Raw genomic sequence first — 12711 nt, 5'->3', positions numbered from 1 at the left:
TACGCGATAGCGTCTAAACGCAAAACCAGAATCAACAAAATCTTCGGGAGAGACCGCCTTGGATTTCAATCTGCCGGCTGACCTGACAGCCTATCTCGCCGAGCTCGACCAATTCATCGAACGCGAGATCAAGCCGCTGGAAGCGGTTGATGACAACATCCGCTTCTTCGATCATCGCCGCGAATGGGCGCGCACCGATTTCGACAAGGGCGGCCTGCCGCGCCATGAATGGGAGCTCCTGCTGCGCAAGGCCAAGAACCTGGCCGATGCCGCCGGCCATCTGCGCTTCGCGATCCCCAAGCGCTACGGCGGCAGGGACGGCTCCAACCTCTGGATGGCGGTGATCCGCGAGCATTTCGCCTCGAAGGGGCTCGGCCTGCACAACGATCTGCAGAATGAGCATTCGATCGTCGGCAATCTCCCCATTGTGACCATGCTCGATCGCTATGGCACCGACGAGCAGAAGGCGATGATCGATGGCTCGATCACCGGCAAGTACCGCATCACGTTCGGCCTCACCGAGCCCGACCACGGCTCGGACGCGACGCATATGGAAACCAAGGCGGTGCAGGCAACCCGCGACAACGTCAAGGGCTGGATCATCAACGGCGAGAAGATGTGGACGACGGGCATGCATGTCGCGACGCACTGCGCGCTGTTTGCCCGCACGTCGGGCAATGACGGCGACGCCCGCGGTATCAGCTGCTTCCTGGTGCCGGCGAAATCGGAGGGCGTGAAGGTCGAGGAGTATATGTGGACCTTCAACATGCCGACCGATCATCCGCGCGTCAGCTTCACCGACGTGTTCGTGCCTGAGGATGCGCAGTTCGGCGAGGTCGGCCGCGGCCTGTCGCTGGCGCAATGCTTCGTCCACGAGAACCGGATCCGCCAGGCGGCAAGCTCGCTCGGCGCCGCGGTCTACTGCATCAACGAGAGCGTGAAGTATGCCCGCGAGCGCAAGCCGTTCGGCAAGGCGCTGGCCGAGAACCAGGCGATCCAGTGGCCGCTGGTCGAGCTCGCGACCCAGGCCGAGATGCTGCGGCTCTTGATCCGCAAGACGGCGTGGGAGATGGATCAGCTGACCCAGGCGCAGGTCGAGCACACGCTGTCGGACCGGGTCTCGATGTGCAATTACTGGGCAAACCGGCTGTGCTGCGAGGCCGCCGACCGCGCGATGCAGGTGCATGGCGGCATGGGCTATTCGCGTCACAAGCCGTTCGAGCACATCTACCGCCATCACCGCCGCTATCGCATCACCGAGGGCAGCGAGGAAATCCAGAAGCGCAAGGTGGCGGGCTTCCTGTTCGGTTACATGGGAGCCGGCAAGCACTAACACTTCGGCACGAGGAGGCCGAGCATGGAAGGCGGATGCACCTGCAGAAACGTCCGCTACCGCCTCACCGGCAGGCCGCTGATCGTGCACGCCTGCCATTGCACCTGGTGCCAGCGCGAGACCGGCACCGTGCACGCGCTCAACGCGATGTACGAGGCCGAGCGGGTCGCGCACATCGCAGCCGAGCCCGAGATCGTCGACACGCCGTCGGCCAGCGGCAAGGGCCAGAAGATCGCCCGCTGCGCGCGCTGCAAGGTCGCGGTGTGGAGCAATTATCCGGGATCCGGCCCCGCGGTGCGCTTCGTCCGCGTCGGCACGCTGGATGATCCGAGCCAGTGCCCGCCGGATGTCCACATCTTCACCTCGTCCAAACAGCCCTGGGTGACGTTCCCGCCTGGCGCCAAGGTGTTCGCGGAATATTACGATAGGCGGGAAGTCTGGCCGCAGGAGGCGCAGGAGCGCTGGCGGGTGTTGCGGGAGAAGATGAAGCAGAAATGATGCACGCCTCTCTCCACCGTCGTCCCTGCGAAAGCAGGGACCCATAACCACAGTCGGTTATTGGTTGAGCGGGCTGTGGCCCCAGCGTGCTACCACCTCGAACAGCGGTGGTTATGGGTCCCGGCTCGCGCTTCGCTTGGCCGGGACGACGGAGGGAGCTAATTCACCTGCCGGTCCTTGCCGACCCAATACGGTTCACGCAGGCTCCGTCGCAAAATCTTGCCCGACGGGTTCCGCGGCAGCGCCGGGATGAAGTCGACCGACTTCGGCGTCTTGTAGCCCGCGATGCGTTCGCGGGTGAAGTTGATGATGTCGGTCGCGCTAGCCGTCTTGCCGGGCTTCATCACCACCACCGCCTTCACCGCCTCGCCCCATTTGTCATCGGGGATGCCGATCACGGCGGCCTCCGCCACGTCAGGGTGATCGCACAGCGCGCTTTCGACCTCGGCCGGATAGATGTTCTCGCCGCCGGAGATGATCATGTCCTTGATGCGGTCGTGGATGTAGAGATAGCCATCCTTGTCCATGTAGCCGGCATCGCCGGTGCGCAGCCAGCCGTCGCCGTCGATCGTCTTTGCGGTGGCCTCGGGCAGATTCCAGTAGCCGGCCATGTTGGAGCCCGAGCGGGTGGCGATCTCGCCGACTTCGCCCGGCGGCAGCGGCTTGCCGTTCTCGTTGAGGATCGCGAGCTCGACGCCGGGCAGCGCCTTGCCGGCCGAGCGCATCCGCTCGAGCCCCTCGATGTGATCCTCGGGCGGCAGCGCGACGATGGTGCCGGTGGTCTCGGTCATGCCGTACATCTGCACGAAGCCGCATTTGAAGACCTCGATGCACTCCTTCAGCAGCGCCGCCGGGATCGGCGAGGCGCCATACAGCATGTACTTCAGGCGGGAGAAGTCGACCTGCCGCGCGCGCGGCTGCCGGACCACGAACTGCATCGCCGCCGGCACCATGAACAGCTTGGTGATGCCGGACTGCTCGAAGAAGTCGAGCACCTTGGTCGGATCGAACTCGCGGGCGATCACGCCGCGGGCGCCGTGATAGAGGCCCATCACGCCCCAGCCGGAGCCGCCGATATGGAAGATCGGCATCGCGACCAGCGAGACGTCGTCGGTGGTCCACCGGTTCCACTCCGGCTTCTCGGCCTCGTTGCCGCTCTGCACGAGATTGAGGAAGTTGGCGTGCGACAACATCGCGCCCTTCGGCTTGCCTGTCGTGCCCGAGGTGTAGAGCTGGATCGCGATATCCTTCGGCTCGATCGCAATTCGCGGGTCGTCGCCGCTCTGCGCATCGCGCCAGGCGAGAAAATCGGGCCACTCCGGCGCGCCGCCCTCGGTGGTGATGATGGTGCGGACGCTGGGCAGCTTGTCGGCGATGTTGCGCGCCTGGGCGATGAATTCGGGACCGACGAACAGCACCGGCGCCCTGCAGTCGTCGACGATGAAGGCGACCTCGGGGCCTGCGAGGCGCCAGTTCACCGGCGCCATCACCACGCCGGCCTTCATCGCGCCCATCAGGAGCTCGAAATAGAAATCGCTGTTCTTGCCGAGATAGGCGATGCGCTCGCCCTTCTTGATGCCCATCGCGATCAGCGCATTGGCGACGCGGTTGGTTTTGATGTCGAACTCCGCGAAACTGGTTTGCCGGCCCTCGAACTCATAGGCCAGCGCAGCGCCACGGCTGCTCGCGCGGTCGCGCACCATGTCGGCAAGGTTGTTCAGTTTCGGCGCGTCGGACATGTTTCCCCCGTGATGCTTTTTGTTTGCGCGGAGTGTGACGGCATCGCGCGGGAAAAACAATACGGGGTAAGTACACGCGCTGCTTCAACATCGTCGTCCCGGCGAAAGCCGGGACCCATAACCACGAATGTTAGTGTGGCGCGACGCTGGGGCCGCAGCGAGCTTAACGACGCGCAACGGTGGTTATGGGTCCCGGCTTTCGCCGGGACGACGGCGGTGATTGCGGCAGGTGCGCAGGCCTCACCCCCGCGCCGCGCGATCCTTCTCGTTCTGGGCCTTGATCGACTCGCGCGCCTTGGTCCAGTCGTCGTCGCTCCAGTCGCGCAGCTGGTAGAAATTGCCGCCCATCGCGAGCGCCTGTGCGCCGTCCATGGCGATGGTCTCGCCATTGATCCAGTCGCAGCCGCCGGAGATCAGGAACACCGCGACGTTCTGCAACTCTTCCATGGTGCCGACGCGGCCCATCGGGTTCATCGCCTTGGTGCGCGCACCGGCCTCGTCGCCGGGCTTGATGCGCTTGCTCATGCCCTCGGTCGGGATCTCGCCGGGTGCGATGGTGTTGAGGCGGATGCCGTGGCGGCCCCATTCGACCGCGAGCGACATGGTCATCGCATGGATCGCCGATTTGCTCATCGCCGACGGCACCACATAGGGCGAGCCGTTGCGCACCCAGGTCGTCGTGATCGAAATCACGTTGCCGCGATGGCCGCCGGCGATCCAGCGCCGGCCGACCGCATGCGTCACGTAGAAGGTGCCGTGCATCACGATGTTGGCCACCGCGTCAAACCCTCGCGCGGAGAGCTCTTCCGAGCGCGAGATGAAATTGCCGGCGGCGTTGTTGATCAGATCGGTGAGGGGACCGCTGGTGGTCCAGATCGCGTCGATCATCTCGTCGACCGCCATGGCATTGCGGATGTCGACGCCGTGGCTGACCACGCGTCCACCGTGCTCGGCCATCAGCTCGGTGGCGGTTTCGTCGCAAACGCTCTTGCGGCGGCCGCAGATATGCACCTCGGCGCCGAGCTGGAGGAACCGCTCGGCCATGGCCTTGCCAAGGCCGGTGCCACCACCGGTTACCAGGATGCGCCGCCCGGCAAGAAGCTGATCAGAGAACATCGTTTCCTCCACGGGGGTTGTCAGTTAATTGGTCGATTGACTAAAAGCGGACAACGGCCTTTCTGTAAAGCGCCAACTCAAGGAACAAAGCGGAGGGAATGATGGAAGATCGCGTTTCGATATCGATTTCAAACGGTATCGCCGATGTCCGCCTGGTGCGGGCCGACAAGATGAACGCGCTCGATGCCGCGATGTTCGAGGCATTGGTCGCTGCAACTGACCGACTTTCCAAGGAAAAAGCCGTCCGAGTGGTCGTGCTGTCCGGCGAGGGCCGGGCGTTTTGCGCTGGCCTCGATATGGGCCGGTTCGCCGCCATGAAGGATGGCGGTAACGGGGTGCCGGGTGGCGCAAACCGCGACCTCACGATCCGCACCCACGGCAAGGCCAATGCCCCGCAGCAGGCAGTCTGGGGCTGGCGCCAGCTTCCGGTGCCCGTGATCGCTGCGGTCCATGGCGTCGCGTTCGGCGGCGGCTTTCAGCTCGCGCTCGGCGCCGACATGCGCTTCCTTTCGCCGGACGCGCGGATGTCGATCATGGAAATCAAATGGGGTCTCGTGCCCGACATGGCGGGCACGCCGATCCTCGCGAGCCTGGTGCGCGACGACATCCTGCGCGAGCTCACCTACACCGGGCGCATCTTCTCGGCGCAGGAGGCGCAGAGCTACGGCCTTGCCACCCGCGTCTGTGACGACCCGCGCGCCGCCGCGCTCGAGGTCGCGCGCGAGATCGCCGGCAAGAGCCCGGATGCGATCCGTGCCGCCAAGCGCATGCTGAACAATCTGTCGGTCGATCCGGCGGCTGCGCTGCTCGCGGAATCCGTCGAGCAGCAGAAGTTGCTCGGCAGCCCGAACCAGACCGAATCCGTGCGCGCCAATCTGGAGAAGCGTGCGCCGAAGTTTGCGGATGTGTGAGAGTGGCCGCAGTGTCATTCCGGGGCGATGCACAGCATCGAACCCGGAATCTCGAGATTCCGGGTCTGGTCCTTCGGACCCGGAATGACCAACTAACCCGACGAAAGATCGGACAACGACAATGGAAACGTCCAAACCCTTCCTCGGCGTCATCAGCGGCGAGCGCCGGCGTGATCACGCTGCGGTGGCCGAGCGCACGGAGCGCATCGCCAGCGGCCTTGCCAAGCTCGGCGTCAAGCCGGGCGACAGCGTCTGCATGCTGATGCGCAACGACATCGCCTTCATCGAGGCCGCCTATGCCGCGATGCGGCTCGGCGCCTATGGCGTGCCGATCAACTGGCACTTCAAGCCGGAGGAGATCAACTACGTGCTGACGGATTCCGGCACGCGCGTCCTGATCGGCCATGCCGACATGCTGCATCCGCTGCGTGGCGCGATCCCGCCTGATGTCACCGTGCTCAGCGTGCCGACGCCGCCGGAAATCCTTAGCCATTACAAGATCAATCCCGATCATCTCGGAACCCCGGATTTCGCGATCGATTTCGAATCCTGGCTGGCGCAATTCTCGCGCTATGACGGCCCCGTGGTGCCGCAGCCGCAGAACATGATCTACACCTCGGGCACCACGGGCCATCCCAAGGGCGTGCGCCGCTTCGCGCCGACGCCGGAGCAGACCGCGAATGCGGAAGCGATGCGCGCGATGATCTATGGCCTGAAGCCGGGTGCGCGCGCGATCCTGCCCGGACCGCTCTACCATTCGGCGCCGAACTCTTTCGGGTTGCGCTCGGGCAAGCTCGGCGGCGCGCTGGTGCTGATGCCGCGGTTCGACGCGGAGGAATTTTTGGCGCTGATCGAGCGCGAGAGGATCGACACCATCTTCATGGTGCCGACGATGTTCATTCGCCTGATGAAGCTGCCCGAGGAGGTGCGCAGGAAGTACGACATGTCGTCGCTGCGCCACATCATCCACGCCGCCGCGCCGTGCCCGGCCGATGTCAAACGCGCCATGATCGATTGGTGGGGGCCGGTGATCTATGAATTCTACGGCTCGACCGAGTCGGGCGCGGTGACGTTCGCGACGTCGGAAGATGCGCTGAAGAAGCCGGGAACGGTTGGCAAGATCTCGCCCGGCGCCGAGCTTCGCTTCATCGGCGACGACGGCCGCGAGGTGGCGCAGGGCCAGATCGGCGAGATCTATTCGCGGATCGCGGGCAATCCCGATTTCACCTATCACAACAAGTCCGAGAAACGTGCCGAGATCGACCGTCAGGGATTCATCACCTCGGGCGACGTCGGCTACATCGACGCCGATGGCTACGTCTTCATCTGCGACCGCAAGCGCGACATGGTGATCTCGGGCGGCGTCAATATCTACCCGGCCGAGATCGAGGCCGTGCTGCACGCGGTGCCCGGCGTGCACGACTGCGCGGTGTTCGGCATTCCCGACGCCGAATTCGGCGAGGCACTGATGGCGGTGGTCGAGCCGCAGCCGGGCGTCGCGCTCGACATCGCCTCGGTCCGGGCCCAGCTGAAAGTCGCGCTGGCCGACTACAAAGTGCCCAAGCACATCGAGATCCAGACCAATTTGCCGCGCGAGGATTCCGGAAAGATCTTCAAGCGCCGGCTGCGCGACCCGTATTGGGAGCGCGCGGGGCGGAGGATCTAGGGCCGCAAACTCGGTGTCGTCCCGGCGAAGGCCGGGACCCATACCGCGTGATCTATCAATGAAAGGCGGTGGTAGACACCTTCCGTATAACCATAGCCGGTGTTTATGGGTCCCTGCTTTCGCAGGGACGACGGCGGTGGTGCACCGCGCAAGTTCATCTTGCGCTGCGGCAAAAAAAGCGCACACTCGGGAGGAGCCGGGCAGCCTCTGGAGTAGCCACGCCATGTCTCCCCAGATCTTGCCTTCCGAGACCGAAATCCGTGCCAAGAGCGCTGCGGAAGCCCAGGCGCAGGAGGAGGATACACGGCTCCGGAACGACATCCGGCTGTTGGGGCGCGTGCTGGGTGACACCGTGCGCGACCAGGAAGGGGCCGATGTGTTCGACCTGGTCGAGCGCATCCGCCAGACGTCAGTCCGGTTCCACCGCGACGAGGACAAGCTGGCCCGGCGGGAGCTGGAAGGCATCCTCGACGGCATGTCGATCGCCGAAACGCTGCGGATCGTCCGCGCCTTCAGCTATTTCTCCCACCTCGCCAACATCGCCGAGGACCAGAACAACATCCGCCAGATGCGCAGCCGCGGGCCGAGCGGGACGCCGCGGCCGAGCACGCTGGAGCAAACCCTCGTCCATGCCCGCCAGGCCGGCATCAGCCCGGCCGATTTGCGCAGCTTCTTCAAGAGCGCGCTGGTCAGCCCGGTCTTGACCGCGCATCCGACCGAGGTCCGCCGCAAGAGCACGATGGATCGCGAGATGGAGATCGCCGATCTGCTCGACCGCCGCGAGCGGTTGCAGATGACGCCGGACGAGAGCGAAGCCAGCGACGAGCAGCTGCGCCGCGCGGTCGTGACGCTGTGGCAGACCAATCTCTTGCGCCGGACCAAGCTGACGGTGCTCGACGAGGTCGCCAACGGCCTGTCGTTCTACGACTACACCTTCCTGCGGGAGGTGCCGCGGCTGCACTGCGCGCTGGAGGACCGGCTCAACAAGGAAGGCGGCGAGGCCGGCGATCTCGCCTCGTTCCTCAGGATGGGAAGCTGGATCGGCGGCGATCGCGACGGCAATCCGTTCGTCACCGCAGAGGTGATGCGCGGCACGCTGCGGCTGCAGTCGAGCAGGGTGCTCAGCTTCTATCTCGAGGAGCTGCATGCGCTCGGCGCCGAGCTGTCGCTGGCGGCGCACCTCGCCGACGTCTCCGAGGAACTGCGGATCCTTGCTGAGCGTTCGCCCGACACCTCGCCGCATCGCAGCGGCGAGCCGTACCGCCTGGCGGTCTCCGGCATCTATGCGCGGCTCGCAGCCACCGCGACGCGGCTCGAGGTCGAGACCACGCGGCCGCCGGTCGGCAAGGCCGAGCCCTATGCGACCGTCAGGGAATTCCAGGCCGACCTCGATGTGCTTAATCGTTCGCTGATCGCGAACAATTCCGGCGTGATCGCGCGCGGCCGGCTGCGGCAGTTGCGGCGAGCGGTGGATTGCTTCGGCTTCCATCTGGCGCGGCTCGACATTCGCCAGAACTCGGCGGTGCACGAGCGCACCGTCGCCGAGCTGCTCGATACCGCCAATCCCGGCATGTCCTATCTTGCGCTCGGCGAGGATGCGCGCGTCAGCCTGCTGCTCGGCGAATTGCGCAGCGCGCGGCCGTTGGCCTCGCCTTTCGTCAAATATTCCGAGGAGACCCAAAGCGAGCTTGCGGTGTTCCGCGCCGCGGCCGAAGCGCATGCCAAGTTCGGCCCCGAGGTGATCTCCCAATGCATCATCTCGATGTGCCAGGGCATGTCCGACATGCTCGAGGTCGCGGTGCTCTTGAAGGAGGTCGGGCTCGTCAATCCGTCCGGCCGCGGCGCCGTCAACATCGTGCCGCTGTTCGAGACCATCGAGGACCTGCAGGCCTCGAGCGGCATCATGGACCGCATGCTGGTGCTGCACGACTATCGCAAGCTGGTGGACAGTCTCGGCAGCGTGCAGGAGGTGATGCTCGGCTACTCCGACAGCAACAAGGATGGCGGCTTCGTCACCTCGGGCTGGGAGCTTTACAAAGCCGAGATCGGCCTCGTCGAAGTGTTCGAGCGCCACGGCGTGCGGCTGCGTCTGTTCCACGGCCGCGGCGGCTCGGTCGGCCGCGGCGGCGGCCCGAGCTATGATGCGATCATTGCGCAGCCCGGCGGCGCGGTGAACGGCCAGATCCGCATCACCGAGCAGGGCGAGATCATCTCGTCGAAATACTCCAATGCCGAGGTCGGGCGCAGCAATCTGGAGATCCTCGCCGCGGCGACGCTCGAAACCAGCCTGTTGCAGCCGCGGCAGAGCGCGCCGCGCCCCGAATATCTCAAGGCGATGGAGGAGATTTCCGCGCTCGCGTTCAAGGCCTATCGCGGCCTCGTCTACGAGACACCGGGGTTTGCCGACTACTTCTGGGGCTCGACGGTGATCAACGAGATCGCGACCTTGAACATCGGCAGCCGTCCGGCCTCGCGCAAGAAGACCCGCGAGATCGAGGATCTGCGCGCGATTCCCTGGGTGTTCTCCTGGGCGCAATGCCGGTTGATGTTGCCGGGCTGGTATGGCTTCGGCGCTGCGGTCGAGACCTGGATCGCTGAGCATCCGGAGCAGGGCATGCCGTTCCTGCAGGAGCTCTACCGGGAATGGCCGTTCTTCCGCACGCTGCTGTCCAACATGGACATGGTGCTGGCGAAGAGCTCGATCGCAATCGCCTCGCGCTATGCCGAGCTGGTGCCCGACGTCGCGCTGCGCGAGAAGATCTTCGGCGAGATCCGCCGCGAGTGGCATCTGTCGATCGAAACGCTGCTCGACATCATGGGCCATGACCGGCTGCTGCAGGGCAACCCGCTGCTGGAGCGCGGCATCCGCAACCGTTTCCCCTACATGGATCCGCTCAACCACGTGCAGGTCGAGCTGTTGAAGGAGCATCGCGCGCAGAACCCGGACGAGCAGGTGCTGCGCGGGATTCAGATCACGATCAACGGGATTTCGGCGGGGCTGAGGAATAGCGGTTAGTTACTGGGGAATAGCGGCCAGCCACATTGTCGTCCCGGCGAACGCCGGGACCCATAACCACGACCGGTTGTGTTGTGAGAAGCTGGAGCCCCAGCCTTTCAAAACAATCGGCACTGGTGGTTATGGGTCCCTGCTTTCGCAGGGACGACAGCGTGTTTGCCTCAACAGTTGTGCGCGCCTCTGGTCTCCACATACACCGCATAGAGCGACTGGCTCGCGGTCATGAACAGGCGGTTGCGCTTCTTGCCGCCGAAGGTGAGGTTGGCGCAGGTCTCCGGCAGCAGGATCTGGCCTATCCGCTGGCCGTCGGGTGCGAACACCTGCACGCCGTCATAGCCCGGTCCGACCCAGCCGGCGCCGACCCAGATGTTGCCGTCGATGTCGACACGCATGCCGTCCGGGAAGCCCGACTTGCCGTCCAGCGTCATGTCGATCAGCGTGCGCGGGTTGGAGAGCTTGTCGCCGTTGAGGTCGTACTGCCAGACGATGTTCTTGGCGCTCGGATAATGCGTGATGCCGGTGTCGCAGACATAGACCTTCTTGTAGTCATGGCTGAAGGCGATGCCGTTCGGCTTGAACGGTTCGTCGCAGACCTTGGTGATCTGTCCGGTCGATGCATCGATGCGATAGACGGCTTCCTTCTGATACGGCTGCTTCGATCCGGTGTTGGCCAGTTGGCCCTCATAGATCGAGACCGCGCCGTAGCCGGGATCGGTGAACCAGATCGACTTGTCGTTCGGGTGCACCACCATGTCGTTCGGCCCGTTGAGCTGCTTGCCGTTGACCTGCTCTGCCAAGGACGTGACGGTTCCGTCGTGCTCGTAGCGCACCAGCCGCGTGCGTTCGGCGGTGATCTGCCGGCCCTCGAAATCGAAGGTCGAGCCGTTGGCTTCGTTCGACGGCTTGTGGAACTGCTCGGAGATGTGGCCGTCATCGTCGAGGTAGCGCAACTGCCGGTTGGCCGGGATGTCGCTCCACACCAGATACTGGCCCTGCGCATTCCAGGCCGGGCCTTCCGCCCACAGGCAGCCGGTGTACAGCCGCTTGATCGCGGTGTTGCCGACCTTGGCCTTGAAGCGCTTGTCGTCGATCACGACGATGTCAGGATCGGGATAACGCTGCGGTTCCGCGTTGTGGCCGTAGTCGCGCGCGGATGCATCTGACGCCGCCATCGCGGTTGCAGCAAGCGCGGTTGCGCCGCGCAAAATGGTCCGACGGTCGAACGCCTTCGTTCCGTCGCTCTCGTGTTGCTCTGTGTTGCTTGGATTTGTCACGAAAGTCCTCCCAGGTTTCTTGTTATCGGGGAGGACGATCATGCGCCCGCAATTCTGGCACAATGCGGGCACGCCATGAAGAAACAACCGAAGAGTGTGTCGCCCCCGCTGCTTTGCGGAGGCGACTTTTTCACAAAACTGTCAGATCCGATCCGAGGATCAGAACAAGTTCAGATCGGATCCCAGCTGAAGACGTCGGCCGAGCGGTCGAGCTTGGCGAACGAGCCCTTCAGTGCCGGCATGCCGTGTTCCGCAATGGTCTCGGGCGTCCAGCCTTCGCCGCGATGCACCGAGCGCACCGGACGATGCTGGCCGAACAGGAAGATCTCGTTCATGCGCACGCCGAAGATCTGCCCGGTGACGTCCTTGGCGGCGTCCGAGAGCAGATAGGCGCAGACCGGCGCGATCTTCTCCGGGCCCATCTGCTTGATCTTCTCGACGCGCGCCTTCTCGGCATCGGTCTCGGTCGGGATGGTGCCGATCATGCGGGTCCAGGCGAACGGCGACACGCAGTTCGAACGCACGTTGAAGCGGCCCATGTCGAGCGCGATCGACTTCGACAGGCCGACGATGCCGAGCTTGGCGGCGGCGTAGTTGGCCTGGCCGTAATTGCCGATCAGGCCCGAGGTCGAGGTGAAGTGCACGAACGAGCCTGACTCCTGCTCGCGGTAGATGCGCGCGGCGGCGTGGCTGACATAGAACGAGCCCATCAGATGCACCTTGATGACGGCCTCGAAGGCTTCCACGCTCATCTTGTGGAAGATCATGTCGCGCAGGATGCCGGCATTGTTGACCACGCCGTCGAGCCGGCCGAAATGATCGGTCGCGGTCTTCACGATCTTGCTGGCCGGAATGGCTTCCGCCACCGATTCGAAATTGGCAACGGCCGTGCCGCCGCGCTTCTTGATCTCCTCGACCACCTCTTCGGCGGGCGCCGCGCTCGAGCCGCCGCCGTCGGCCGCGCCGCCGGGATCGTTGACCACGACCTTGGCGCCTTCCGCCGCGCAGAGCAGCGCGATCTCGCGGCCGATGCCGCGGCCCGCGCCGGTGACGATGATGACCTTGTCTTGCAGTGATTTTGCCATGTGGGTTCTCCTTGTTGGGGCCGTCATTCCGGGATGGTGCGAAGCACCCAGACCTCAGATGCGCAATTGCGCA

9 protein-coding genes are annotated in these 12711 nt (G+C 64.6%); 5 read left to right on the top strand and 4 right to left on the bottom strand.

All coding sequences use genetic code 11. From position 1 onward, the window contains the following. The first annotated feature begins 58 nt into the window (after positions 1 to 58). Positions 59 to 1333, top strand: a complete 1275-nt coding sequence (locus tag FBZ93_RS05890; protein ID WP_146985005.1) for an acyl-CoA dehydrogenase family protein — start codon at positions 59 to 61, stop codon at positions 1331 to 1333. Positions 1334 to 1357: 24 nt separating this feature from the next. Next, entirely contained in the window at positions 1358 to 1831 is a 474-nt protein-coding gene (locus FBZ93_RS05885) for a GFA family protein (protein WP_146985004.1), read from the top strand. 158 nt (positions 1832 to 1989) lie between these two features. Here the strand turns inward: FBZ93_RS05885 and FBZ93_RS05880 are convergent, their stop codons facing one another. Next, the gene (locus tag FBZ93_RS05880; RefSeq protein WP_146985003.1) at positions 1990 to 3570 is read right to left on the bottom strand and encodes a fatty acid--CoA ligase; all 1581 of its coding nucleotides are present in this window, start codon (positions 3568 to 3570) and stop codon (positions 1990 to 1992) included. 240 nt (positions 3571 to 3810) lie between these two features. Continuing rightward, positions 3811 to 4686 (bottom strand): SDR family oxidoreductase, encoded by an 876-nt coding sequence (locus tag FBZ93_RS05875; RefSeq protein WP_146985002.1) that lies wholly within the window; start codon positions 4684 to 4686, stop codon positions 3811 to 3813. Positions 4687 to 4787: 101 nt separating this feature from the next. Here FBZ93_RS05875 and FBZ93_RS05870 point away from each other — a divergent pair, with 101 nt between their 5' ends. From FBZ93_RS05870 to ppc, 3 genes are all read left to right on the top strand, one after another. Beyond that, the gene (locus tag FBZ93_RS05870) at positions 4788 to 5597 is read left to right on the top strand and encodes a crotonase/enoyl-CoA hydratase family protein (RefSeq protein ID WP_146985001.1); all 810 of its coding nucleotides are present in this window, start codon (positions 4788 to 4790) and stop codon (positions 5595 to 5597) included. 121 nt (positions 5598 to 5718) lie between these two features. Further along, a complete protein-coding gene (locus tag FBZ93_RS05865; RefSeq protein WP_146985000.1) occupies positions 5719 to 7263 on the top strand; it encodes an acyl-CoA synthetase in 1545 nt (514 codons plus the stop codon). Between the two features lie 223 nt (positions 7264 to 7486). Beyond that, a complete protein-coding gene (ppc, locus tag FBZ93_RS05860; RefSeq protein ID WP_146984999.1) occupies positions 7487 to 10279 on the top strand; it encodes a phosphoenolpyruvate carboxylase in 2793 nt (930 codons plus the stop codon). Positions 10280 to 10440: 161 nt separating this feature from the next. On the opposite strand, the gene FBZ93_RS05855 is transcribed toward ppc, so the two are convergent. Both FBZ93_RS05855 and FBZ93_RS05850 read right to left on the bottom strand, forming a co-directional pair. Beyond that, positions 10441 to 11553: an SMP-30/gluconolactonase/LRE family protein gene (locus FBZ93_RS05855; RefSeq protein ID WP_146984998.1), complete on the bottom strand. Its 1113-nt coding sequence runs from the start codon at positions 11551 to 11553 to the stop codon at positions 10441 to 10443. Between the two features lie 170 nt (positions 11554 to 11723). Then, positions 11724 to 12638 carry an SDR family oxidoreductase gene (locus tag FBZ93_RS05850; protein ID WP_146984997.1) on the bottom strand — a complete coding sequence of 305 codons (915 nt, stop codon included), beginning with the start codon at positions 12636 to 12638 and terminating at the stop codon, positions 11724 to 11726. Between the last annotated feature and the right edge of the window lie 73 nt (positions 12639 to 12711).

The organism is Bradyrhizobium macuxiense, assembly GCF_007993935.1.
GTDB lineage: Bacteria > Pseudomonadota > Alphaproteobacteria > Rhizobiales > Xanthobacteraceae > Bradyrhizobium > Bradyrhizobium macuxiense_A.
This window is presented reverse-complemented; position numbering and strand designations above follow the sequence as displayed.

What these genes read in the sequence shown, in the direction of transcription:
- FBZ93_RS05885 (WP_146985004.1), top strand. Translation starts at nt 1,358, where the DNA reads ATGGAAGGCGGATGCACCTGCAGAAACGTCCGCTACCGCCTCACCGGC.
- FBZ93_RS05880 (WP_146985003.1), bottom strand. Translation starts at nt 3,570, where the DNA reads ATGTCCGACGCGCCGAAACTGAACAACCTTGCCGACATGGTGCGCGAC.
- FBZ93_RS05875 (WP_146985002.1), bottom strand. Translation starts at nt 4,686, where the DNA reads ATGTTCTCTGATCAGCTTCTTGCCGGGCGGCGCATCCTGGTAACCGGT.
- FBZ93_RS05870 (WP_146985001.1), top strand. Translation starts at nt 4,788, where the DNA reads ATGGAAGATCGCGTTTCGATATCGATTTCAAACGGTATCGCCGATGTC.
- FBZ93_RS05865 (WP_146985000.1), top strand. Translation starts at nt 5,719, where the DNA reads ATGGAAACGTCCAAACCCTTCCTCGGCGTCATCAGCGGCGAGCGCCGG.
- ppc (WP_146984999.1), top strand. Translation starts at nt 7,487, where the DNA reads ATGTCTCCCCAGATCTTGCCTTCCGAGACCGAAATCCGTGCCAAGAGC.
- FBZ93_RS05850 (WP_146984997.1), bottom strand. Translation starts at nt 12,638, where the DNA reads ATGGCAAAATCACTGCAAGACAAGGTCATCATCGTCACCGGCGCGGGC.